The sequence below is a fragment of the Cnuella takakiae genome (genome assembly GCF_001953305.1).
In the GTDB taxonomy this organism is placed as follows: Bacteria; Bacteroidota; Bacteroidia; order Chitinophagales; family Chitinophagaceae; genus Flavisolibacter; species Flavisolibacter takakiae.
In genome coordinates, this window is sequence record NZ_MTFE01000010.1 from 356337 (window position 1) to 381351 (window position 25015).

The 25015-nt window shown below is 51.3% G+C and carries 22 protein-coding genes; 8 read left to right on the forward strand and 14 right to left on the reverse strand.

The features are described from left to right. Positions 1-293: 293 nt before the first annotated feature. The 3 genes from BUE76_RS01880 to BUE76_RS01890 all read right to left on the reverse strand — a co-directional run bounded on the left by BUE76_RS01880 (position 294) and on the right by BUE76_RS01890 (position 4401). Positions 294-764: a hypothetical protein gene (locus BUE76_RS01880; RefSeq protein WP_073047943.1), complete on the reverse strand. Its 471-nt coding sequence runs from the start codon at positions 762-764 to the stop codon at positions 294-296. Positions 765-1086: 322 nt separating this feature from the next. After that, positions 1087-2175: an NAD(P)-dependent alcohol dehydrogenase gene (locus tag BUE76_RS01885; protein ID WP_073047946.1), complete on the reverse strand. Its 1089-nt coding sequence runs from the start codon at positions 2173-2175 to the stop codon at positions 1087-1089. A gap of 372 nt (positions 2176-2547) precedes the next feature. Then, a complete protein-coding gene (locus BUE76_RS01890) occupies positions 2548-4401 on the reverse strand; it encodes a glycoside hydrolase family 2 protein (RefSeq protein WP_073047950.1) in 1854 nt (617 codons plus the stop codon). 619 nt (positions 4402-5020) lie between these two features. Here BUE76_RS01890 and BUE76_RS01895 point away from each other — a divergent pair. The 4 genes from BUE76_RS01895 to BUE76_RS01910 are packed head-to-tail and all read left to right on the forward strand — an operon-like array spanning position 5021 to position 7502. Then, entirely contained in the window at positions 5021-5440 is a 420-nt protein-coding gene (locus tag BUE76_RS01895; RefSeq protein ID WP_073047953.1) for a hypothetical protein, read from the forward strand. Between the two features lies 1 nt (position 5441). Continuing rightward, positions 5442-6092 carry a hypothetical protein gene (locus BUE76_RS01900; RefSeq protein WP_073047955.1) on the forward strand — a complete coding sequence of 217 codons (651 nt, stop codon included), beginning with the start codon at positions 5442-5444 and terminating at the stop codon, positions 6090-6092. Next, positions 6050-6826, forward strand: a complete 777-nt coding sequence (locus BUE76_RS01905; RefSeq protein WP_073047960.1) for a sensor histidine kinase — start codon at positions 6050-6052, stop codon at positions 6824-6826. The genes BUE76_RS01900 and BUE76_RS01905 overlap by 43 nt, the downstream gene beginning before the upstream one ends. A gap of 13 nt (positions 6827-6839) precedes the next feature. Beyond that, positions 6840-7502, forward strand: a complete 663-nt coding sequence (locus BUE76_RS01910) for a response regulator transcription factor (RefSeq protein WP_073047963.1) — start codon at positions 6840-6842, stop codon at positions 7500-7502. Positions 7503-7721: 219 nt separating this feature from the next. Here BUE76_RS01910 and BUE76_RS01915 read toward each other — a convergent pair whose 3' ends face one another. From BUE76_RS01915 to BUE76_RS01925, 3 genes are all read right to left on the reverse strand, one after another. Continuing rightward, on the reverse strand, positions 7722-7964 hold the full coding sequence (locus BUE76_RS01915; RefSeq protein WP_143157464.1) for a hypothetical protein: 243 nt from the start codon (positions 7962-7964) through the stop codon (positions 7722-7724). A 114-nt stretch (positions 7965-8078) separates the two neighbouring features. Further along, a complete protein-coding gene (locus tag BUE76_RS01920; RefSeq protein WP_073047968.1) occupies positions 8079-8258 on the reverse strand; it encodes a hypothetical protein in 180 nt (59 codons plus the stop codon). Between the two features lie 56 nt (positions 8259-8314). Next, a complete protein-coding gene (locus BUE76_RS01925) occupies positions 8315-8764 on the reverse strand; it encodes a hypothetical protein (protein WP_143157465.1) in 450 nt (149 codons plus the stop codon). 248 nt (positions 8765-9012) lie between these two features. Between BUE76_RS01925 and BUE76_RS01935 the strand changes: the two genes are divergently transcribed. Further along, positions 9013-9993, forward strand: a complete 981-nt coding sequence (locus BUE76_RS01935) for a hypothetical protein (protein ID WP_073047978.1) — start codon at positions 9013-9015, stop codon at positions 9991-9993. A 318-nt stretch (positions 9994-10311) separates the two neighbouring features. On the opposite strand, the gene BUE76_RS01940 is transcribed toward BUE76_RS01935, so the two are convergent. Then, complete coding sequence (locus BUE76_RS01940) at positions 10312-10488, reverse strand: DUF1328 domain-containing protein (RefSeq protein WP_073047981.1); 177 nt, start codon at positions 10486-10488, stop codon at positions 10312-10314. A gap of 414 nt (positions 10489-10902) precedes the next feature. On the opposite strand from BUE76_RS01940, the gene BUE76_RS01945 reads away from it, so the two are divergent. Continuing rightward, positions 10903-11568, forward strand: coding sequence for a porin family protein (locus BUE76_RS01945; protein ID WP_083596704.1), 666 nt, complete (start codon positions 10903-10905; stop codon positions 11566-11568). A gap of 143 nt (positions 11569-11711) precedes the next feature. On the opposite strand, the gene BUE76_RS01950 is transcribed toward BUE76_RS01945, so the two are convergent. From BUE76_RS01950 to BUE76_RS01970, 5 genes are all read right to left on the reverse strand, one after another. Further along, positions 11712-12188, reverse strand: a complete 477-nt coding sequence (locus BUE76_RS01950; protein WP_073047987.1) for a DinB family protein — start codon at positions 12186-12188, stop codon at positions 11712-11714. A gap of 48 nt (positions 12189-12236) precedes the next feature. Next, positions 12237-13367, reverse strand: a complete 1131-nt coding sequence (locus BUE76_RS01955; protein ID WP_073047990.1) for a PQQ-dependent sugar dehydrogenase — start codon at positions 13365-13367, stop codon at positions 12237-12239. Positions 13368-13488: 121 nt separating this feature from the next. Next, positions 13489-14673: an MFS transporter gene (locus BUE76_RS01960; RefSeq protein WP_073047993.1), complete on the reverse strand. Its 1185-nt coding sequence runs from the start codon at positions 14671-14673 to the stop codon at positions 13489-13491. A gap of 412 nt (positions 14674-15085) precedes the next feature. Beyond that, complete coding sequence (locus BUE76_RS01965; protein WP_073047997.1) at positions 15086-16165, reverse strand: SPL family radical SAM protein; 1080 nt, start codon at positions 16163-16165, stop codon at positions 15086-15088. A gap of 243 nt (positions 16166-16408) precedes the next feature. Beyond that, positions 16409-18865 carry a DUF5916 domain-containing protein gene (locus tag BUE76_RS01970; RefSeq protein WP_083596705.1) on the reverse strand — a complete coding sequence of 819 codons (2457 nt, stop codon included), beginning with the start codon at positions 18863-18865 and terminating at the stop codon, positions 16409-16411. Between the two features lie 206 nt (positions 18866-19071). Between BUE76_RS01970 and BUE76_RS01975 the strand changes: the two genes are divergently transcribed. Beyond that, on the forward strand, positions 19072-19998 hold the full coding sequence (locus BUE76_RS01975) for a sugar phosphate isomerase/epimerase family protein (RefSeq protein ID WP_073047999.1): 927 nt from the start codon (positions 19072-19074) through the stop codon (positions 19996-19998). 142 nt (positions 19999-20140) lie between these two features. Then, a complete protein-coding gene (locus BUE76_RS01980) occupies positions 20141-20707 on the forward strand; it encodes a 1-acyl-sn-glycerol-3-phosphate acyltransferase (protein WP_083596706.1) in 567 nt (188 codons plus the stop codon). 446 nt (positions 20708-21153) lie between these two features. Here the strand turns inward: BUE76_RS01980 and BUE76_RS01985 are convergent, their stop codons facing one another. Together BUE76_RS01985 and BUE76_RS01990 are read right to left on the reverse strand one after the other, a co-directional pair. Beyond that, the gene (locus BUE76_RS01985; protein ID WP_073048001.1) at positions 21154-23559 is read right to left on the reverse strand and encodes an outer membrane beta-barrel family protein; all 2406 of its coding nucleotides are present in this window, start codon (positions 23557-23559) and stop codon (positions 21154-21156) included. Between the two features lie 179 nt (positions 23560-23738). Next, complete coding sequence (locus BUE76_RS01990) at positions 23739-24713, reverse strand: acyl-ACP desaturase (protein WP_073048003.1); 975 nt, start codon at positions 24711-24713, stop codon at positions 23739-23741. Positions 24714-25015 lie beyond the last annotated feature (302 nt).

Genomic DNA, 25015 nt, shown 5'->3' on the forward strand with positions numbered 1-25015 from the left:
CCTGCTTCACCCCATTGGGCCATTCAATAACCTGCTCGTAGTTATTGGTACCCTGAAACTTTATTTGTACCGTAACAGGAACACCCATCAGGTCGGTACGGAAGGTAGTGTTGGTATTTGTTTCCACCAGCTGGTTCTTCCCCTTCATATCAAATGTGCCATACCCAAAAACAGTAACAGGTTTTTGCGTAGCGGAGTCGGTACCCGTGGAAGCCCATGCAAAATGCCCTGCCTAATAGACTTTATACTGGGTAGCCGGGGTAGCGGGTGTGCGCATGCCCTCATTGCTTATTTCATACCGTGCCACCTGCTTCCAGGCACCATCCATGGGGCTGCTTTTTTTTGCCACCGGCTCTTTTATATTCTTCAAACAAGGTCCAAGGACCGCTCTGGTCGTCCTTGAACATCAGGGCCTGTACAAAACCATCCTGCCGCCCGCTGATTTTTACTTCAAAGCTGTCGTTTACTGCACCTGAACTGCCCCTGAAAAATACATACTCAACGATTTTGTCGGGCATGACCTTGTAAGTGCCGATACCAAACTCACCCAAAGAATCGCCCGTAAGCGGGTGCACATACATCATATACCTGTCGGTAAATATTTTCATCTGCTGCTGTTCAATAACCGAATCTTTTCCCATGCTCCTTACCACCATCCGCGACATGTTGTATGCGCCCTGCAATTGTTTGGCGGTAAGCATTTTTCCTTTGCCCAGCATATCCTTGTCATCGGCACTTGCAAAATCCTGGGCATGCAGCACCATTGAAACCATTGCCAGGCAAGCATGCCTGCTTTGATTGAACGTTTCATTATGTAAGATTTAAAAGTGAAGAAATCGGGGCCAGGGGGCAAAAGCTACATGGGGTTGGATGGGTTTCCAGCGCGGGCAGGAATGAAACTACTACCTGTTACAAACAATTCATAACCCAGGAAGACAAACAGCCGTGGGTGCATCCAGTGTTATGGGATTTAGGTATGCGATGCCTTGACTTTTGATGCGCACATGCAGCAGGCACAATGGCGCAGACACATAAAAGCCCCGGAGTTTTTACGCCAGGGCTTTATTGGTAAAACGATAAGAAAATTCAGATACTTGCCATATCAATCACAAACCGGTATTTCACATCACTCCGCTCCATCCGGGTAAAGGCTTCATTGATCTCACTCATCCGGATCAACTCGATATCGGCAGTGATATTATGCTCGGCACAAAAGTCCAGCATTTCCTGAGTTTCAGGAATGCCGCCAACAAGTGAGCCTGCCACTTGCCGGCCCTGGAAGATCAGCGGGAACATGGGTATTACCACAGGCTCGGGAGCTATGCCCACGCAAATAAGGGTGCCTTTGGTTTTGAGCATGCCCATATAAGCGCCATGGTCGTGGTCAACAGCTACAGTGTCGAGAATAAAGTCAAAATAGTTGGCAAGTTTTTGTACCTGTTCAGCATCGGTAGTTAGGGCAAAGCGGTGAGCCCCCAGTTTGCGTGCATCTTCCTGCTTTTGCGGCGAGCGGCTTAAGACGGTTACTTCGGCACCAAAGGCTGCGGCAAACTTAACGGCCATATGCCCCAGGCCACCCAGACCAACAATACCGATGCGATGACCTTTACCCACCTTCCACCGACGCAGCGGCGAATAGGTAGTGATGCCTGCACAAAGCAATGGGGCAACACCCGGCAGCGACAATGTATCCGAAACCCGCAACACGAAATCCTCGTTCACCACGATCTGTGCAGCGTAGCCACCATAGGTCATCCTGCCGGTTTCTTTTTCAACACTGTTATAAGTGAGGGTGTTGCCGTTGAGGCAATACTGCTGTTCGCCTTCGTTACAACTATCGCATACCCGGCAGGAGTCAACCCAGCAACCAACACCCACCAGGTCGCCGGCCTTATAGCGTTGTACGTGGTCACCAACTTTTGATACAACACCCACTATTTCATGTCCTGGCACAAGGGGATAAACAGAAATCCCAAGGTCGTTGCGTACAAAGTGGATATCGGTATGACACACGCCGCAGTACCGGATGTCTATTTGTACATCGTGCGGCCCGGGGTTGCGCCGCTCCAGGTTCCATGGCTGCAAAGCAGCACCGGCATCCTGGGCGGCATAGGCTTTCGTCTGGAAAAAGCTTACCGGCGTAGCAGTTCCCTGTTGGGCTTTTGTCTCCTGCATGATATATGTTTTGAGGTGAGGAAATACAAAACACAGGGGCAACAGGAATCGATAGGGAAAGGAAGGGTGAATAAGATAGCAATAGTGCCGGAGGAATACAATACACCTGTTAAGACCGGTAGCAAAGCAGGTTGACCCAGTACTACAATGGTACACATAGAAACAACAAAGCTCCTGAGCAGTCAACCATTTGGTTATACTTTCAGGAGCTTTGCTTTTTTTAGATAATCTTACTTGCGCTTAGCGTATTGCAACACGCGTGTTCTGCTTAGCAGTAAGCTTTTGCAACTGCGCATACTGTCATGCTGAAACAAGTTCCGCATGACAAGCCTCCGGAAGACCAAAAGCCATTCCTTCTCCAGGAAGACTTTTTTATTTCCTTAAGGTCAGCTGCACCGGGCTCTTGTATAATACCTGGTGCAACTGGTTCAATCTTTCCACTGGCATTTTGATCACCTTGCGGTCGTAGGTCATCAGGCCGTTGGTTTCTATTTCCACATCGGTGGTTTGGGTGTACACGGCAGCAGAAAGACCACTTTCTATAAGTGCAGGTATGCGGCCGATAAATTCGGCATAACGCTTATACAGGTCTTCGCTGTTTTTATAGCTCTGGTAACCCCAGTTGTTTTTATCCTGCCAGGTATGTCCCTCCTGCGGCAGGCCCAGGCCGCCGTATTCGCCCAGCACCAGGATTTGCTTCGATCCAAATAGCTTTGGATCGGGCATGGCCGGATCGGGGTAATTGTGCAGGTCCATGATATGGCCCACGGGCTCGAAGTTGCCGCCGCTGGCGCTGTTCACCAGCCTTGAGGGATCCTGCTTCATGGTCCACTCCGTGATGTCCCTGGTTTTGAACTGGCCCCATGCCTCGTTGAAGGGCACCCATACTACAATGGAGGGAAAGTTGTGGAGGTCCTGCATGATTTCGGCCCATTCCTTACGATAGATGGATTCCGATGCTGCCGTCCTGTCTTTATCAGAAGCACGGCCATACACACCCGGTCGTGCCTCCCAGCGGTTGCCCAGGTCGCCGCTGGGCATATCCTGCCATACCAGCATACCCATTTTATCGCAGTACCAGTACCAGCGGGCGGGCTCCACCTTCACGTGTTTGCGGATCATGTTGAAACCCATCTCCTTTGTTTTCTCGATATCAAACTTCAGGGCAGCATCGGTAGGCGCGGTGTACAAGCCGTCGGGCCACCAGCCCTGGTCGAGGGGACCGTATTGAAACACAAACCGGTCGTTGAGCAGCATGCGCTGGATGCCGGCGGCATCGGGGTTCATCTTTATTTTACGCATGGCAAAATAGCTGTCCACTTCATCCACCACCTTGCCTTTGCGCAGCAGCGCTATTTTCAAATCGTAGAGGAACGGCGTTTCGGGCGACCACAAGCGGGGATTGTCTATTGCCAGGCTAAGGTTGCCACCGGCAGCACCGGTTTGGCTGGCTACCTGCTTGCCTTCGGCAAAGGCCGTTACCCGCAGTTCATCGCCGGGCTGGGCGCCTGCAACATCGGCTGCCAGGGCCAGCTGCCCCGCATCCACATCGGGCGTTTGTTTTGTTGCGGCGATATAGGTGTCGGGCACAGCCTCCAGCCATACCGTTTGCCAGATGCCTGTAACAGGCGTGTACCAGATGGACTCCGGTTTTTTCACCTGCTTGCCCCGGGGCTGGGGCCCATCATCGGAAGGATCCCACACCCTGATGGCGATATTCTGAGCGGCACCTTTGTTCAGCGCATTGCTGATATCGAAACTAAAAGGATCATAACCACCCTGGTGGCTGCCTACTTCCTTTCCGTTCACCCATACCGTGCATTGCCAGTCGACGGCACCAAAATGCAACAGCGTACGACCCTTGCGGGCCGAGGCGGGCAGGTTGATGCTGCGCTGGTACCACAACACGCTGTCTTTACCTACCGTTTTGCCCACACCCGACAGGGCGGACTCCACGGCAAAAGGAACCAGGATCCTGCCAGCATATGCGGCCGGTGCTGCTTCCTGGCTTTTAGGCGTAACGGCATATTGCCAAAGCCCGTTGAGGTTGGTCCAGGCTTTCCGCACCATCTGTGGCCTGGGGTATTCGGGTAAGGGGCTGGCGGGATTGACCGCGCTGGCCCATTCGGTTTTGATTTTGGTGCCTGCCGGCGCCCAGTTGTTTTGCGCATCCGCAGGTAGCCCCAGGTACAACAGGGCGGCGGCAATCGTAAGTTGTTTGATCATGTTGGTAGATTGGAAAGATGCTTTGATATAGAGACAAGCAAAATGGGAAACAATACCAATGTATCACGGAAAGGAGCAGGAAGAAAATTTTTCTGGGGAAAAGAGGAAGCCGGGGAGCTAAGGGTCTGGGGCAGTTGGCCGGTTGCAGCACCCCACCAGGTGCACCAGCAAGAGGCCCAAGGACCTGTTGGAGGATAAGTACAAAAAAATGGCGCCTGTTGTTTCCCTGCGCCGCTAAATGCAGGAAACGCCAGACGCCCAGGACTGCCAGACCGATGGCAGCCTTTTGATAAACCAAATCATCACAGCAGTTTTGATTACGACCCCTATTACGTTGGTGGTTTTGGAAAGTTGCCTGCGCCGTGCAGTGAGTGGAGCCGGTTAGCAAAGGCCTCACTCCTGCCCGGCACAGGCTATTTTACCGATTGCCTTGATACAAAGATGGCGCAGCGCCAAAGGGGAAACAACGGGTAATTAGCCCAAGATGATACCGTGAAAAAACGGGTACCCTTTGTTTAATCCACCCATTGCCAGCAGCAGCCAGGCAGCCTAGTTTTAATTGCGGGCACAAACCAACCCGTACAGTTAAGGCTGTATTCTTCTCCTCCAACACTCTATTATGGCAAAAGCTACTGCAAAAAACACCGCCTCCAATGGCCTGCTGACCCAGGCAACCCAACACTGCAAAGCCTACCGCGAGTATATGCACAAGCAGTATGGCGCAACGGCACAAACGGCTTACAACTCTTACCTTTTTACCCGTGAGGATCTGATGCGGATACTGTATGATGCAAGCGGGGAAAAGGACGGCATACGCATCTACATCGGGTTTGAAGATGCGGGCAAGGGGCCACTGGTAAGGCTTTATGCCGTACCCTGCCGGCAGCAGGGAGCGCAATACCATGATGCGATAGAACCGATCGACGCCCGGCAGGGAACAGGTGCCCAAAGAACTTCGGCTGTTGCCAGCACCGACACCGTGCGCAGCGGCAGGCCCTGCCCCAGCCAGTGCGGGGGCGCCAACATGCTAAACTCCTGATATGCTGGCCACCCTCTGGGACTACTCCGACACGCTGTTTCCACTGGCGGTACTGCTGCTGCTCCTGCCCTGCAAACAAATGCCCGGCAGGCAGCTTTTGTCGGCTTACCTGGTGTTTACCATACTGGTGATGGGCTATACCAATTACCTGGCCGACAAGCAAACCAACAACCTGCCCTATTACCACCTGTACTCATTGGGCGAACTGTTGCTGCTGGGCCCCCTGCTGTATGGTTTTGGCGCAGCCAACCGGAGGCTGCGCCTTTCCCTGTTAACAGGCTATGTACTTTTCTGGCTGGTGAATATCATCTGGCTGGAGCCACCCAAGGTGTTCAACAGTTATTCCGCCACCCTCCTGTCCTTTGTGTTTTCTTTTTTGTGCTTCCGGTATTTCCTGCACCTGGTACAATCCGACCAGATCCTGAGTTTTCAGAAGCAACCCGGTTTTTACCTGGCAAGCGGGGTATTGTTTTATGCCATTGTAACCATCCTGGTGATCAGCAGTTATAAACACAAGTCCTGGTTCAGCACCGACGACCTGTATATGATCTGGTCCATTCAGCAGGTGGCCAATATCATCAAATACTTATTCTTTTCAACCGCCATCTTATGCTGCTATTGGCAATCAAGGCCAGCTGGTTCATCATCATAGGATCGGCATCCTTGCTCCTGGTCCTGATCTTTTTTTTCCTGTTGCTGTACCAATACTACCGCCGCAGGCTGTCGCATGTGCAGGAGCTATATGCATTGCGGCGCAACTACGATGCGGCGCTGCTGCAATCGCAACTGGAAATACAGGAGCAAACCTACTCGCAGATCAGCGAGGAGATACACGATAATATCGGCCAGGTGCTCAGCCTGGTAAAGCTCAATATCAATACCCTCGACCGCGACAGCAACCCCGAAAAGATCAGCACCACCAATGCCCTGCTGGCACAGGCCATTGCCGACCTCCGCAACCTGAGCCACCTGCTCAACACCAACTATATCAGGGAAGCGGGCTTTTCCGAAAGCATCCAGCAGCTGCTGTTGCACCTGCAAAAGTCGGGGCAGTACCGCACCCGTCTGGTAGAACCCGAAGGACGCTTTTCTGTTGACGGGCAACAAGCCATCATCCTTTTCCGGATGGTGCAGGAAATTGTGAGCAACGCACTACGTCATGCAGGTGCCAATGAGTTTTGTGTTACCTTAGAACAGAGCAACGGCCGCCGCAGGATTGTGCTGTCCGATAATGGCCGTGGCTTTGACACCAGCATCCTTAACCAGCCGGGCGGCGGACTGGGCATCCGTAATATGAAACAAAGAGCAGCCTCCGTGGGTGCGGCCGTCGATATTGAAAGCCAACCCAACCAGGGTACCACTATTACCATTTGCCTGAACGCCTAAAGCCTGCACAACCATGCACCACACCAGCATTGCCCTAGTAGACGACCATGTCCTGTTGCGACAAGGTCTCGCTTCTTTTATCCGAAGCTTTCCCCAATACGAGATTGTACTGGAAGCCGACAACGGCGCCGACTTTATCGGCAAGGCCCCGGCCAATCCGCCCGATATTGTTTTGCTGGATGTAAACATGCCCCGCATGAATGGGTATGAAACTGCAACCTGGATCAGGGAACACCTGCCCCAAACCAGGGTGCTGGTACTGAGTATGGTGGAACACGACGCGGCCATCATCCGCATGCTGCGCCTGGGAGCCAGGGGCTATCTCCTGAAGGACAGCAATCCCAACATCCTGCTGCATGCACTGGACGCGGTAAGGGATCATGGCTTTTTTATCAACGAACTGGTGAGCAACCGCATGATCCACTACCTCAACGAAGCCGGCAACAGCAACGGACATAGCCACCAGGCTACCATGGCAATTAACCTCTCCGAACGTGAACTGCGCTTCTTACAGCTTGCCTGTACGGAAAAAACATACAAGGAAATTGCAGACGAAATGTATGTGAGCCCCCGCACCATCGACAGCTACCGCGATGGGCTTTTTGAAAAGCTACAGATCAAGAGCCGCGTGGGACTGGTACTGTATGCCATCAAAAACGGCATTGTGAGCGTATAAAGATTTTGGGTTGCTGCCTGCAGTTTCTAGAACCACAATGAAAGGAAGACAGGGAGGAGCACAAAGGAATAAGCATGTGCGCTGTTGCGGAACATTGCGGGTTAACCTTTGGTAACATTGTGATTGAAAGGCAAAGGTCGTAAGGCGGTGACTTGAATGGCCACCGGAGCAATAGCAACCATTTATACAAGAGCCCTTGGCTTTTGTACAGTGCGGTGATCAGGCCTGCTCTTCCGAATCTTTATTTAAGGTTTGGTCTGCTTCCTGCCAGTCCTGGTCATCAGGCATGTCTTCAATGCTGGCACTTTCGCGCAGGTACTTTTCGGCCCTTGCTCCCAGCAACTGGTTTTCGCCCGATGCGGCATCGTTGTCCTGTGCCGATGGGTTGCTGGCATTACCTGTTGGCGCAGGGGGCATTTTATCGCCCGGATCCGGTGTCTGGCGTGGGTCTTTGTCTGTCATGATGCGGTATTGAACATGTGGTATATGTATACAAAAACTTTGCACCCTTTGGCGTTCACCTACGCATACACAAATCCTCAATGCCGCAGGATGCAAAGCAAAAATATCAGGCATTTATTCCGGTTCTTCCCATTCAATATTATCAGCCTCCTCTTCGCTAAGGCCGGTCTCTTCCAGGTCCTGCTCATCCAGCACCGGCGTACCATCCTCTTCAACGGCGTCCTGCTCCAGGCTTGCGTCCTGCCGGTTGTCCAATGCTTCGCTTCCGGCGCTTTGGCTTCTGTTTGGTTCCATGATCCCTGATTCCCTTTAACGTACAAGGATTGCGCCACTTGAAGCGCAGGGTTGCCTTATTTAGGGTAGTGCGCAAGTCCCCTGTTGTTGCGCAGGTAATCGGCTACCTGTTTTAGCCTGCGCACTGCATACTTGCGGTTGCTTTTGGCCGCAATATGCAGCGGGGTGGAAAAGGACGGGCTACTCACCCGTATCACCAGCGTAAGCCCCTGGTTGGCAGCTTCCGACTGGTGCCAGAGCAGCACGGAACAATGCGGACTGATACTGGTTTCCATAGCATCGGGCAGGGCCGCCCCGTTTCCAATATGGCGGGCAAGGGAATCAAGGGTTATCACCAATGGATCAACATCCTGCGCATACACCGGGAAGGCGCCCCCGGCAAGATCGTCCAGGCTCAGGCTTTCGTGGATGCGTATGGGCTCGGCCAATTGGCGGTCCATCATTACATAGGGCTGGGCATTACTGCATAGGGGCAAGAGGCACCAAAATAGCATGGTAGTTTTCATCTGCGTTGGTTTGGGTGGAAAGGTTCAGGGAAGTTAACCGGGCTTTATGGCAAGCAGGATTGAATTGGATAAACGGCACAAGTACGAAGCTTGCCGTATCACCAAACTTTATAAATGGCAGCAGCAGGCCAACGGGTACAGAATCTAACAAAGCATTAATTAAAGAACAGGGCGCACAAACGGCAAACAACCGCAATTTTGCAGCACGGCAAAACGGCGTGGGGCTATACCCTGGCTGGCATCCAACTATGAAGCATTCACTACCACAAACAAGTAAGCAAAAGGACAAAAAGCCAAAGCTATCGCCGCTGGAAAAAGCCCAGAACCGGTTTAATAAACTGGTGCAGGAAATTAGCGAGCAGGAAGACCGGAACAAGACAGAAGCTGCACAGGCCGACCGCTACCACCAACTTTACCAGGAAAAAATACTGCCCCTGCTGCGGCAATATGCACAGGAAAAGATGCTGCTGGTGCGCCAGCTGGATGATATATTTTACAACAACAGGTTCAGCAAGTCGCAAACAAGACAGTACCTCGAGTGGATCATCCAAACCCTGATGGAGATCAGTGCATTTAATGAAGCCGCAGAAACCCTGCTCCAGCAAAAACAGCAGGAGTTGTACGATAGCCTGCCAAGACGCTCGAAAGACAAGTTGAACCAGGTGCACGAGGAGCTTGAAAACACTGATCCATCGTCGTGGATGGAGGAAGACTGGGCAGATGATTACCGGGAGGAAAGCGCTTTTGATGTCAACGCTACCTACCAACAGGCGCCCACACCCGAAGTAGATGATATAGGTCCGTTGTATAAAGAACTGGCGAAAAAAATACACCCCGACCTGGAGCAGGACGAGGCCAAAAAAGAATGGAAACACCAGTTGATGCAACAGCTTACCGAAGCACGCAAAAACAAAGACCTGTACACGCTTTTACGCATCAAGGCACAACTGGAGGAAAGCGCCGCTGAAACCAACTGGCCCCTGCAGCAACTACAACGGTTCAATAAGCTGTTGCAGCAAAAACTCGATGCGCTGAAGCGTTCGCAACTGCACACCCTTGCAGGAAGAATGATGCGCCAGGGACTGGACGGATTTGCTGGTGGCGATGCGGAAAAAGACATCCACCGCGAGATGCGCGAACTCAAGAAAACCATACGCACCATCAGGGAAGAACGCACCCAGTTTCAAACAAAAGAACACCTGGAATACCTGCTGAACCTGGTAGGATAAAACTGCTTGTAAATACCAGGCAAAGCGGGCTGGAAAATGGTTGAACAGGCCCATTATTAGCAGCCAACAAAAAGGTCCGGAACACTAATGGCAAGCTGCAAACCCTATAAATTGTAGAAAGGTTTCCCACATAATTTGCACCCGGCCAAGGCAAAACCTGGTAGTGGCTGGCTAACGGCATGGCATGTGTGGTAAAGCAGCGAAAGCAAAGGTCTTCGTTTTAGTACAAGCTGACTTTTTCTTTCAAAAAGACGAATGCATAAAAACAAAAACCCCGGATCACTCCGGGGTCAAGGTTTAACTATATAACCGTCAGGTTTACAAAGGATCGCGTACACCACGGCCTCGACCAGCAATCAAGCTGATTACAAACAGCACGAGGAAGATGTAGAAAAGAATCTTAGCAATACCAGCTGCACCTGCAGCAATGCCGCCAAAGCCAAAAATGGCTGCTATGATGGCGACTACCAGAAAAATGATTGTCCAGCGTAACATAGTCGTAGGTTTTGAGTGAATAATTTTGATAAAGTAGAGGCATAAAGTATGCCAGCCGGCAATTGTGTGGAATTTGCCAATACCCAATCCTTATTACCATTAAACTTTTTGAAAAGGAAGTAAACCCCAAAACGCCGACTTTTATATGCCTGTAGGTTACTGCCTTGTTGCCTGCAACATTTATCACCATCCTGAAACAATGCTGATGCAAACCAAAGATGCCCGCCGAATCGCTTTATTTGGTGCTGCTGTTTTCCTGACCCTGGCAACTGCCATTGGCACATTTATCCGCAAACTGTAAAAGCCCTGCAGCCCCTCATTTGCCTTTAACAGAACCTTACCGATGGCCTTTTAATCCTGCAGGCCCGCCGGCTTTCAGAGGTACAGAACGCACAAACAACCGTTCTGCTTACCATGAAACAACCAATTTTACTTGCAGCCCTTAGCCTTATGTCTTTAGGCGCTTTTGCACAATCCAGTGCTTCATTTGGTATCAAGGCCGGTGTGGTCAATGCCACCATCAGCGGCGATGCTGCCAACAGCCTTTCCAGTGCCATCGACTTTACCAATGGCGCCATCAAACAAAGTGGCCGTACGGGCTTTTACAGTGGCGTTTATGCCTCGCTGCCCCTGAGCAATACCGTTTCTATTGAACCCGGTATTTACTATGCCCAAAAAGGCTACGAGCTGAAAGGCGAACTGGGCATCAAAGGCGCCGACTTTATTGGTGCCAATGCCAAGGCAAGGCTCACTACACACTATATTGACATCCCTGTATTGGTAAAAGCAAACTTCGGCGGACTGGAGGTTTTTGCAGGACCACAGGTATCTTACCTTGCCAATGCTGACCTGCGCACCACTGCGGGCCTGCTGGGCTTCAACCTGCTCAACAGAAATACCAATGTTAGTGAGCAATTCAACAAGCTGGATGCAGGTCTTACTGGTGGCATAGGCTATCGTTTTGGCAAGGGTGTCAGCATCAATGCCAGCTACGATCATGGCCTGTCGCGGATAGATGCCAACAAGAGCATGAACGCTTATAACAGGGCAGTGAAAGTGGGGATTGGGTATTCGTTTTAAAGGCATTGTAGACCATGGACCATGGTCCATCGTCCATCGTCTATAACACACCACCTATCTAAAGCCCACTTCTAAAACCAAAAAGGCTGCAGCAAACCCTAACGGTTTACTGCAGCCTTTTTATGTTGCTGGCTTTATATCATTTACCCTGCAACCAAAGCAGGTTTTACAATACGCTTTAGTGCCATGATATAACCGGCATGCATGCCTTCGTGGTACAACAGGAAGTTCAGTGCATCTTCTATTGATTTCAGCTCCACGCCATAGCGGGTGGTCCATGCTGTATATTGTTGCCAGATGCTTGCTGCATAGTCTTGCTCCAGTTGATCGATGGTGCTGAGCAAGGCTTGCTTTATTACGGCAATGGCAGGTTCATCTATCAAACCTTCGGGCTTGGTACCCGAACGGAATGGTGTCAGCAAAGAAGCATCAACCTTTGGCTCCATTCCGGCACGCAGGTAACAGATGCCCTGCTGTGCCCAAACCAGGTGGCCCAGGTTCCAGATAATATTGTTATTGAAACCCTCGGGTACTTCATTCAGCTCTGCTACCGTCAGGTCTTTAACCAGGTCCAGCAAAAAGATTCTGGTTCTTTTTACGTTTTCGATTTGCGATTGCATGGCATCAGGTTTTGCGGGTTTGGGTTAATATAAGCTAGCCAGAAAGGATCAGGGCACCAGTTTGATCAGCTGCCCGGGGCCTTCGGTAAGTACATAAATAAACCCATCGGGGCTTTGTGCCACATGACGTACGCGGCCAATGTCCTGCAACAGTTTTTCTTCACCCACATATTTGGTTCCATCCAGCTGCACACGGGCCACATGGCGGAAAGCCAGTGCACCTACCAGCAGGTTGCCTTTCCAGCCGGCATATTTATCGGTGGTTACCTGCATCATGCCGCAGGGCCCGATAGAGGGCACCCAATACCGCACGGCATTGGTGATGCCGGGCAGTTCCTTGTTGGGTGTGAGCACGGTGCCGTCGTAGTTGATGCCATGAGAAGTTTTGGGCCAGCCATAATTTTTACCCGGCTCAATCAGGTTCAGCTCATCGCCGCCTTTGGGACCATGTTCCACCGCCCAGATGCGGTCGGCGGCAGCGTCGTATACCATACCCTGCGGGTTGCGATGTCCCAGGGTCCAGATGCTTTTAGAAGCACCGGCTTCCTTTACAAATGGGTTGTCGGTAGGAATGCGGCCATCATCAAAAATGCGGTGGATCTTGCCGTGGTCGTTGGTCAGCTCCTGCACCTTGGGCTGGGTGCCACGTTCACCAACGCTTACAAAGAGGTAGCCGTTCTTATCAAATACAATGCGGCTGCCAAAATGGAAGTCGGCAGGGATGGCAGGTTTTGCAATAAAGATGTCCTGCTTGTCGGTAAGCTGGTTGCCCTTCAGCTTAAAACGGGTAACGGCAGTAGATGCACCTCCGGTTTGCGGCTTGCTGTAGGTGATATAGATCCAGCCGTTCTGCTTGTAATTGGGATGCAGTTGGATATCGAGCAGGCCACCCTGTCCTTCGGCAAATACCGAAGGCACGCCCTGCAGCTTTTGCCCCGTGTATTTATCGTTTTTAAACACCAGTATCTCTCCCGAACGCTCGGTTACCAGCATGCGGCCATCGGGCAGGAAGGCCATGCCCCAGGGGTTGCTGAGCTCTTCGTACAGTTTAACGGTTTTGAATCCGGTAGTGTCGGCCTGGGTAGTGGAACGAGGCTCCAGGGTCGTTTGATTATCGGAGGCATCGCAGGCAATGGCCGCGGCACCCATGGAAACAAGTAAGGCAATCTGATAGAACATATTGTTGCTTTAGCTTAATGATTTAAGGGGTTGTGAATGTAGCAAAAAACAATTTGCGGCAGCCCACTTTGAACTTTGACTGGTTTATCAAAGACAGGCAGCAAGTATGCCGCAAAGGAACCTACACGATCACTTTGTGCGGCGTGTGCCGCCAGGTAAGCGCATAAATGGCAAAGGCGCCGGCAAGGAAGAGCAGGCCAGTGATGCATACACCTGTCCAGCCGCTTTTTTCCCATACCCACAAGCCAATGGCCGAACCCAGCGCGGTGCCGATAAAGCTCACCGTCATGTACACCGTATTGAGGCGGTTGCGGGCTTCGGGCAGCAGGGCATATACCCTTGTTTGGTTGCTTACATGCACCGACTGCTGGCCCAGGTCGAGCAGGATGATACCGATGACCATACCCACCACGGAGGCACCAAAGAAGTAAAACAGGATATAGGAAATTACCACCGTGGAAAGGCCATAGCCAATCGCAACACGTGGATTGCCTTTGTCGGCCTTGCCGCCAATGACCGGCGCAATAAGCGCACCCAGTACGGCGGCCAGTCCAAACAACCCTATTGTACCTGCCGAATAGCCAAAGGGCGGCTGCGAAAGGTGCAGCACCATGGTGGTCCAGAACAGGCCAAAGGAAGAAAAGGTGAGCGCATTTATAGCCGCTGCTTCGCGCAAAACAGGTTGTTCCTTCACCAGGGTTACCAACGAGCGCATCAAAGTGCCGTAATGGCCCTTAAAATGCGAAGGCGTGCGGGGAAAAAGGCGGGCCATCAATACCATTAGTACCGCTGAAATGGCTGCGGCTATCCAAAACATGCTGCGCCAGCCCAGCCAGTTGCCCACCAGGCCGCTGATGGTGCGGGAAAGCAGGATACCGATGAGCAGGCCACTCATTACAATACCGATCACCTTGCCCCTGTTGTGGGCAGGCGCCCAATGTGCTGCCAGCGGCAGGATCAATTGCGGTACGATGGAGGTAGCGCCAATGAGCAGGCTGGCGGCACACAGCATGGGCAGCGATACCGACATGGCTGCCATCACCAGGAAGCAAACTGCCAGCGCCGTGGTGACCACGATATGTTTGCGCTTTTCGAGCATATCGCCTAGCGGTACAAAAAATAAAAGACCGAGCGCATAACCCAGCTGGGTGAAAAAGGTGATGATACCGGCCTTGCTTTCGGCTACGCCAAACTCCCGGCTGATGAGCACTACCAGGGGTTGGCAATAGTAAATATTGGCAACGATAAGACCCGTGCAAAAGGCCATGAAGAGCACCTGTGCAGGCTTAAGGGTGAGTTGTTCCATATAGGAGCGCTAAGGTAAAGCAGGGAGGGGGATTGGTGATTAGGTATTGGGAATTGGGTATTGGGTATTGGGAATGAGAGATTAGAATATGGGGGATTATCCTTTCGCGACGCATAAAATGAAATGTTGGGTTCATGGTTTCTGTCATGCTGACGCATGCCAGCATCTCCTTACACTTGTAGGGACTCCGTATACAAAAGGGATGCTGAAACGAGTTCAGCATGACAGTTTACTTAGGTGCTGTCATCCCGAAGTATGTTGGGATCTTCTGCCCTCATCAAAGTACCTACGTAATGCGGGGGATGCCGAAACAAGTTCGGCATGACAGAACCTAAAGGCACTGTCATGCTGACGAAAGTCAGCATCTCCAGCAGTTATTAGATATCCTGCTTCAAAAGGGATACTGAACGCATCAAGTCCAGTACAGGATCTGCGCATGCGGCAAACGGCTTTTAATACCCTCGTGGAAGAAGCTTTTCAACTGCTGCATAATCCCTTTCTCAAACACATACTTGGTACCGCCAAACTTGTTGAACTTCTTTGTTCTGTTTGCCTCACTCATATCCAGCGAGGTGTTGGGATACCACTGCTGCAAGAGGTCGCGGCTGCCTTCGGTAAAGCGGTGCGTGATGAGCTCAAAGGTAATATCGGGCGCAAAGGCCAGCGCATCTGCCAGCTGGTCGAGCAGGGCGGTGTAATGCAGCTCCCAATCAGGAATGGGCATGATGGGTGCCAGCACTACACCAATGGGGTAAGCACCACCACCTTCGCTGCGGGGCAGGGCCAATTTGCGGAGTGCTGCAATACGGGCTTCTACCTTGGGGACACCGCCTTCCAGCCTGCGGGCAACCTCGGGTGCATTGATGGAAATTCGGCTGCGCGTATGCCCGTTGTGCGGCACCTGCAACAGTTGGTCAACAGCAGTGAACTTGGTTACGAAACGCAGCTGTGCATCGGGCAGGGTGCCAAAGAATTCAATGGTCTTTTGCAGGCCACCGGTAAGGTGCTCGATGCTGAGTGGATCGGTATAGCAAGAGGCTTCAAATGTGGTAAGCTTACCGGGCTGAATGTAGTTGGGCAGGTTCTCCAGTATCTCGGGCAGGTTGGCATAGGCACGAATCACAGGAGGACCTGAAAGCGAGCCCGCCAGGTAGCAGTAATGACAGTGTGCAGGACAACCCTGCGCCAGGTGAAACTGCCAGTCGGCAGAGGGTGGGATGGGTTGCAGTTTTAATTGCGAAGGGGGTGCCTTTATAATGGCCAGGGTTGTTTTTGCTAAACGATAAGTTTCGCGTTCATCAGCACCGCGCAGGCCGGTGATACGATTGCTGGTCATTATTTCAACAGGAATGTTCAGGCGTTCTGCCCGCTCGAGTATCTCACGGCCATAGCCTTCTTCCAGTGCATCGGGGGTAAACAATACCCTGCGGGGCATCCAGGGCTTTTGTTGTTTTTCGCTCCGTTCGAGGCCAATCAGGGGTTGGGTTTCCATGTGTCTTACAGGGCAAGCATCAGGCCCCAAATTGTTACGGAAGGCCTAATAAAACAGGCTCATTTTGGTCTTTATTTTAAGCGAGCTATATCAATGATAAACAAGCTTTTATGAGTCGTTTATATGTGTTTGGATATGACTAAAATAAACGGCAAAATCAAACTTAAACGGGCACTGTGGTAAAGCCCGTTTTGTAAAACATAAACATCCTTATTTGTACAAACTGGCAACCTGCAAGTGCCATTAAGACACCTGCTTTTTTCTGCCTTTCTTAAAATCCAAATAATCGAGGAAGTACAGCACTTTGATCGACAGGTTGTTGTTTTGCGGCGCTTCGATGGTGCGGCCAAAATTGCGGAAGTATTTATCGCGAACGGCCTCGTCGGCGTGGTAAATAGCATTTTTCCAAACCACGTTGATAAAACTGCCCGGCGCAAACTGCACCGTGTAAATAGCATCGATATTGAAGTAGTTGATGTTGCGGTTTTCTATGGTCACGCCATTGGGAGCATAAGCCATCAGCTTGCCATCATTTGCCAGTGAAAAGAGCTCCTGCGGCGACACTTTGCTCCAGTAATGCCGTGCACGAAAGGTAATACCCGACTTGTTGTTGAAGCTGTATTTTACCCGCATGATGTTTTCCATGGTTAAGCGGTTGCGGCGCGAAAACAGGATGGCATCGTCCTTCAATCGGTAAAAGCCCGCTTCGTTTTTTACAGGTCCTGCGGTCATGTCGTGGCTGAGTGAAAAGCGGTCGCTGAAGCGGTACCGGTGCTGCACCGAAAGCTCGTGGATGCGGCCTTTAAACAACTCCGGCTTAGCAAAGAAATAACCGGCACTTGCATAGTACTTCTTGGCACTGTTGCTTTCAAACCAAACATTGTAGCGCCACGATCCCGGCGTACGGAAATACCTGCCAGCAGTGCGGGGTTCATAGAAGTCGTTGCCGCTTGCATTGCGGCCCACAAATACACCTGCCCACCACAGGTTCTTGAATTGTATGTTGGCGTTTACGTTGGTATAAAAAATCTGGTAGTCGCCGGGCTGAAACCTGCGGCTATAGGTAGCGTTGTAGTTAAGCTGTATGCGGTTGTAAAATTTCTTGGGTTTCAACCAACGGTAACCGGTCCAAAAGTAGTGGTCCATGTAGTTGTTGTTGAACAGGATGCCCATGTCGTTGATGTCGTATTTGGCATCGGCAATCTCCTGCTGCAAATTGAACAGGAGGTTGCCCGATGTTTTGCGGAAGCCCACCTGGTGCGAGTAGCCTGTAGAGGGCTTGCCACCCACATCGCTGAGGCGGCTCACCGCAAATTTGCCATTCCAGTTGTAGCGGTTCTTCTTGTTGTTGATGTCGAAGAGTGCCGCACTTACATTGGCATCGTAGTCGCTGCCATCACGCAATACATTGGTGTTGATAAAGGAGACCGAAGAGTTGTTCTTCATGGTCTGGTCCAGCACCAGTATGTTGTAGTTCACCAGCGGGTTGGTCGTGAGTTTGCGCACCTGCTTATTGCCGTCTTCAACAGTGGCTTCCATTTCCTTGGTGATGGCATTGAAAAAGCCGATGCCCAAACCTTTCTTTGTACGCCCCGAAATCTTGGTAGCATTGATCAATTTGCTTTCCTGCGGGTTTTTTAAAATGCGTTCACCCGGTGCCAAACGATTGCTTACATCACCATAGTGCAGGGGCTGCCCGCCAATCCGCCGGGAGTAAAAAAGGTTGCCCTTGCTGAACAACTCGGTGCCTTCGGTAAAGAAGGGCCTGTTCTCATTGTAGCGTACTTCAAATGGCGACAGATTGAGCACCTGGTTATCGCTTTGCACCTGCCCGAAATCGGGTACCAGGGTCATGTCTAAAGTAAACGCATCGGAGATGCCGTACTTGAGGTCCATGCCACCGTTTACCGAGCCGGTAGTGCTTTTTTGATCGGTGCCTTTTGAAGGGAAATGATTGGCATAAGCAGAGAAGTAGGGCGAGAACTGCAGGCGCACCGGCGCCTTTACATCCAGTATACCCGTCCAGGTACCCGATTGTGCCATAAAGTTGGTATTCTTTAAATCCACCGGGCTCCACATGTACTGGCGACCGCTTTTGTTGCGGCGGCGGGTGATGTTCAGTCCCCAGGTTTGCAGTTGCGAACTGCTGAAGCGCAGTGCCGAGTAGGGAATGCGCATTTCAAAACTCCAGCCATTTTTGTGCAATTTGGTTTCGCTGTGCCACACGGCGTTCCAGCTGGGGTCTTCTTCCAGCGTGCTGGAGTATTTGGCATCAAACTGTTCGCCCAGCGGGGTTACGTAAAATCCAAAGCCGTTGATCTTATCGTTGTAGGTATCGAAGATGATGCCTACGTAATCGTTTACGCCAATAACATCGCGGCCCACCAGCTCGGTGGAAATGGTGTCGCGTGCCTTCTCGTAACAAAAGCCGCCAACATACACTGAAGTGTTATCGTACAGCAGGTAAATTTCCGTGCGGTGGGTGCTGTCTTCGGGCTGGCCTGCATTGGGCCGCCACTCCACAAAGCGGTCGGCAGCTGGTGCTGTTTTCCAGGCTGCTTCATCGAGGTCACCATCAATTTTGAGTGTGGCGGCAGTACGGGTGGCCGCCAGCTGGCGGGCTGCACCACGGGGCTGCTGTGCCCTGCTTTGCAGGCAAAAAAAGCTAAGGGGCAACAGCAGGGATAGCAAGCGCATCATCAGGGTTAAGGTTGGTTTTGTGTTTTTTGGAACGATGAAGCTCTTATAATAGTTACTTGCAGGGTTGCCGCTTTTGCCTTTTTATGCACCAATGGCTGTTATACCGGATAAGTGGTAAATGATCCGCCGCCATCATTGCCCAACGGCCCATGTGTGCTGGTGGCTTTGCCTTATCTTCAGCCCACTCGACTTACAAAACCGCCATTATGAACCGCCGCCATTTGCTTGCCCTTGTGGGCATTGCCTCTGCCACCGCCTTCCTGCCCAAAGTGGTTGCAGCCGCACCTGCACCCGTTAAAACCAAAAGCTTTATACCCAGCCTCAACATGTCTACCATCATGGGGCATAAGCTGAGTTTCCGCAAAGAGTTGGAAACCGCTTCCAAGGCGGGCTACCGCCATGTGGAGATCTGGATGAACAGCCTCCAGCAGTTTTTGCAGGAAGGCAATAAGATCGCCGATGCCCGCAGCATCCTGAAGGATACCGGTATTGAAGTGGTAAACTGTATCGGCTTTGCCGAATGGATCGTGGATGATGAAGCGCGCCGTAAAAAAGGATTGGCGCAACTGGCACAGGAAATGGAACTGCTGGCAGCCATCGGCTGCAAGCGCACCGCCGCTCCGCCCATGGGTGCCGTGCAGGAGCCGGGCCTGTCGCTGAAAAGGGCCGCCGAGCGCTACCGCACCATTTTGGAGCTGGGTGATAAAACCGGCGTGGTGCCACAGTTGGAGTTGTGGGGTTTTGCCCAAAACCTCAACCGGCTGGCCGATGTATCGTATGTAAGTATCGAAAGCGGGCACCCTTCGGCGCGTATGCTGCTCGATGTGTACCACCTGTACAAGGGGCAAAGCGCCATGCAAACCCTGCCGATGATAAACCCCAATGGCGTGGAGATCTTTCACCTGAACGATTATACCGCCAGTACCAAGCCTGCGGAGATCACCGATGCCGACCGCATCTATCCAGGTAGGGGGGTGGCGCCCATCCGCGAACAACTGCAACTGCTGCGGCATCCCAGCCGCCCGCTGATCATCTCGGTAGAATTGTTCAATAAAGAATACTATAAACAAGAGCCGCTGGCGGTGGCGCAAACGGCACTGAAGCAAACCCAAAGGCTGATTGCGGATTTATGATCGCTGATCTTTGATCTCGGATTTCGGACCTCATAGCCAGTGATAGAATTACTGTTGACGATAACTGCCGAAATTCAAAATTCCACATCCAAAATCAGCGATCCGAGATGCTTACGTTTTTTGTACCCCAAAAACTTCCCCCATGTTCCTGTTCCGCCTTTTTGCCTGGTGGTTCCGGCTGAAAGGCTGGCGTACTGCCGAAGCCATCCCGGCTTCGGTGAAGCAGTGCGTGGTGATAGCCGCGCCGCATACTTCCAACTGGGACTTTGTGTATTCGCTGGCCTGCGCACACATATTGGGTGTGCGCCTGCGCTACCTGGCCAAGCAGGAGTTGTTCCGATTTCCACTGGGTGGCATCATGCGGGCCACGGGCGGCATACCTGTTACCCGCAGCCGCAACACCAAACTGGTAGATACTATCATACAACTCTTTCAAAACAGCGATGAGCTCCGCCTGATGATACCCGCCGAAGGCACCCGCAAAAAGGTGGACCGGTGGAAGACCGGCTTTTACCATGTGGCCCTTGGCACCGGCGTACCCGTGTACCTCGCCTACCTCGATTATAACCAAAAGATTGCGGGCTTTGGCAAAGCCGTTTACCTGACCGGAGACAAGGAAAAAGATGCCGCTGTTATCCGTGATTTTTACAAAGACAAAGTGGGTAAGTACCCGGAGTTGTTTAACCTGGAGGCGATTAGGTTTGAGTAGGTTTTTTGTTTTTGGTTTCTTGTTTGGAGTTTGGAGTTTGGAGTTTGGAGCAAACTTTATAAGGTACGCAGGAAACCCGCTTCATAGTTCACTGTCATGCCGAACTTGTTTCGGCATCTCTTCAACCTTCCGTAGTGTACAACAGCAGGAGGAGATCCCGAAACAAGTTCGGGATGACAGTGAACAAGGGTTTCGTCATGCCGAGCTCGTCTCGGCACCCCCTTCTGCTTTAAGACACTCCGATGTCATAGGAGATGCCGACATGCGTCGGCATGACAGAAACTAACAGCGCTACATGCATCCCAATGGAAACTGTTTCATACAAGAACGAAGAAGCCGCTCCTTCCAGAGCGGCTTCTTCGTTCTTGATCTTTGAAAAGTTTTACACTACTGCTTATTGCATATAAGCTAACAGCCAAAAGCTAAAGGCCAATAGCCAATAACCACTACTTCCCAATCCGGTTCGCTTCTTCCTGCGCACTGCCATTGCGGCGGCTTTGCTGCACATTCTCGCCCTTGCTGAAGCGATAGGTAAAGGTGAGTCCCACACGGCGGTTGTCCCAACGGTTGTTCACTAGTACATCGATGTCACCGTGTACGGCAGTTACCCTTGCTTTCTGCCACAGGAAAGGATCGACGATGCTAAGCTTGAGACTACCCTTGGTCTTCATGATCTGCTTGCTGGCGCCAAAAGACATCATGTACATATGATCGAGCAGGAACATGCTGGTCATGAGGCTGCGACTATTGTAAAAGCCACTTACTTCGGCACCCCATGTTTTTGCAAAGCGAAACTGCTGGTTCATGTTGAAAGAATACGCCGTTACATCCTGCTGCAGCATTTCGTTGTTCACCAAACCCTTGTAGCGGTTGTTGTATATGTTGCCATACAGGCTGGTAGTCCACCATTTGGTAATGGGTGCGTTATAACTCAGTGCAAGGCCAAGGTTGCGCAGGGTTGCTATATTTTCCTTGGTTTGATAGGTCACCTTGGTATCATTGTTCTGCTTCAGTATTTCATTGATGATATCCGTGGTGCGGGTATAGTTCAGCGTTGTGGTGAGCTTGCTTTTCCAGGTATGAGTTAACTCCATGTTGTGGGTAAACTGTGGCGTGAGGTAAGGGTTCCCCTGGTTAAAGGTATACAGATCGAGGAACTGCTGGAAGGGGTTCATATCCTGGTAGTTGGGACGCTCGATGCGGCGACCATAGTTCAACCCAAACTGGTTTTTGTCGTTCATGCTGTACGATACATAAGCAGTGGGAAACAGCTGGAAATAATCGCGGCTGATGCTTTTCTTGATCAATACCTGCGTGCCTTTACTGTAGGTATGTTCGCCACGCAGTCCTGCCTGGAAACCCCATTTTTTTACCTGTGTACTGAAGTTGACATATCCGGCACTGATACGCTCATCGTAAGCGAAATGATCTTTCCGTACATCATCAATCCATTTACCACTGGCATCATCATACTTTTCGTAGGGTGCATTGTTATCGGTTTGTACCAGGCTTGATTTTACACCTGCTTCCAGTTTTGTCTGCTTGCTGAGCGGGTGCACGTAATCAACCTTGCCACTGTAGATGGAAATATCGGAAGGCAGTGCTGCACGCAGCAGGTAAATGTTTTCGGGCTTGGCTGCATACAGCGAACGGTTGTCGGTATACAGGTTCATGGTAGAGGCATAACGGATATAATCCAGGTCGGCACTCAGCTCGCGACCGCTGCTGTTTAAAGTGCGGCGGAAGTTGACATTCACGGTTCCATTCTTCCAGGTATTGCTTTGGCTGTTGCGAGCACTGATGCTGCTGTCTACCACACCGGTGGCTTCAGAATACAGGTTGCCAAAGCTGCTGTTGAAACTCTTGTCTTTATTGAGCCTGCCACCAGCCGAAACACCAATAGTAGTTTTGCTGTCCACCGAATAGTCTATACCAACACGCGCATTGTAATTGTGGCTGGTAAACTTATCACCACCCGACTGGTCAAAAACATATGCACCACCAGCCAGAGGAAACTTACGCAGGATAGATTGGTTGTTGTTGCCCTGCCATAAATTATAACCGGCATTGGTATAAATATTAAACTTGCCTTTGCGGTAGTTGAAGTTTACGCTGTTGGGGCTCTTGGGATAATTGCCTTGTACATAAGACAACGATATGTTGCCATTGAAGCCCATCTGCTTGCTCTTCTTGGTGCGCAGGTTGATAATACCTGCATTACCCGCTGCATCGTATTTAGCGGAAGGCTGTGTCATGATCTCTACCTGGTCGAGCTGGGTGGCAGGCATGCTGCGTAATAGGTTGGCCAACTCCTGCCCGCTCAGGTAAGTTTGCTTGCCATCCATCAGCACAATCACACCCTGCTTGCCTTTGAGGCTGATGTTGCCATCACGGTCAACAGATATGCCTGGAGATTTTTCCAACAACTCCAATGCAGTAGCGCCGGTATTAGATGGTGATGCATCCACGTTCACCACCATCTTATCCATGCGGGCTTCCACCAGTGGCCTGCGCGATTGTACGGTTACGCCATCGATGGCTTTTGATACAGGCTGCAATGCAAGTTCCACAGGCTGACCGTCAACAGCATTTGCATAGGCTTTTTCGTAGCCAACCATGGTTGCCATGTAGAGGTACTTGCCTTGTTGTACGCCGGCAAATTCATAGCGGCCATCTTTATCGGTAACCGCCAGTTTCACCAATGATGAATCGGCTTGTTTGAGCAGGGAAACCGTTGCTGATGCAAGTGGTGCTTTATTTGCCTGCACGTTGCCACTGTACAAAACAGCATCCTGTGCAAACAGGCCATGAGCAGATAAGAGTATGGCTAGGGGTGTAAAAAACTTTTTCATGCTGCAAAGATTTGCAGCGATTGATGGCTTTGGTTTGCTTTTGTGATGAAACGGTTGATTGCGGTGTTGAGCGGAAGGTATAAACGAGACCAGCCATCCCTTAAATCAGATCAGCCATCTCTTAGAGAGATGGCTGATCTGAAAACAAAGATGCCATCTCCAAAAGAGATGGCATCTTATTAACCTGCAATCCAGCTGAACTTGTATTCGTGGGGTTGCGGTTTCATGCGTTCGGCAATGCGGCGCAAACGTGCGGGCAGTGCCATGATATAGTCGCGGCCTTTTTCAGCAGCATCCGACAAGCCGCTTACGGCATCGATCTGCCAGTCTGCAATCAGGCCTTCCAAAATGTTTACATAGTCAACAGCAGTGTACACACCGAGGCGTTGTGCGGCATCGGCAAAATGTTCGAAAGCATCGCCCTGTGCCTGCCCTTCTTCACGGAGGAAGTGTGCGGGCATTACGATCTTTTTGCGCATCATGTCTTCAAACGCGATCATCATACCGCTGGGATCCACTTCGAGGATGCGGCTTACAAATGATTTGTAGGCATTGGCATGGCGCATTTCGTCGGAAGCCACGTGACCACAAATTTTTGCCAGGCCGTCCTCACCGGCCTTCTTGGCGTATTGGGCCACACGGCGGTGCGATACGTTGGTAGCCAATTCCTGGAAAGATGTATATACAAAGTTGCGGTAAGGATCGTGCGAAGTGCCGATATCGAAACCGTCGTTGATGAGGTGCTGTGTGGATATTTCCATCTGGCGCATGTTGATGCGGCCGGAGAGGTAGAGATAACGGTTGAGGATGTCGCCGTGGCGGTTTTCCTCGGCCGTCCAGGCACGCACCCATTTGTTCCAGCCGCCGTCGCGGTCGTCGCGCATTCCCTGCACCAGCATCAGCCAGCTTTCGTAGGTAGGCAGGGCTTCTTCGGTGATGGTATCGCCGATGAGCACGGCCATCAGGTCGTAGGAAAGACCGGCAGCCTTTTCCCGCAGTTCTTTTACCTGGTCAAAAAAGTCATCGCGGGTGCTGTCCGGCAACAGGTCGCCGGGCTGCCACATTTCCTCAATGGGTTTGAGGTATTTAGGCATAGCATCTTCAATATCCTGCTCCAGGTAAAGGAGTACTTCCGAACGTGCGATTTTTTCCATAATACTATTAGCGCAAAAGCCATGCAAATGTAAGCTCCAAAGCGGGATTCCGGTTTACGATTTTGGATTTAACAGGGCACGCGGTGCGGCGCAAAAGGCTAAAACTGCCAGTACGATGTACTTTGCTGCAGGGCTTGATGGCAGGTAAAACCTTGCCCACGGCCCAAATGAGGATTTATTGCAAGTGGTTTTCAACCAGCTGCGGTGAAACCGTTAAAACGGTTTTGTTCGCTCATACACAAACGTTAAACCCACGGTTGAAACCGTGGGCTAATTATTTGCTAGCACAAATTCAAGATGAT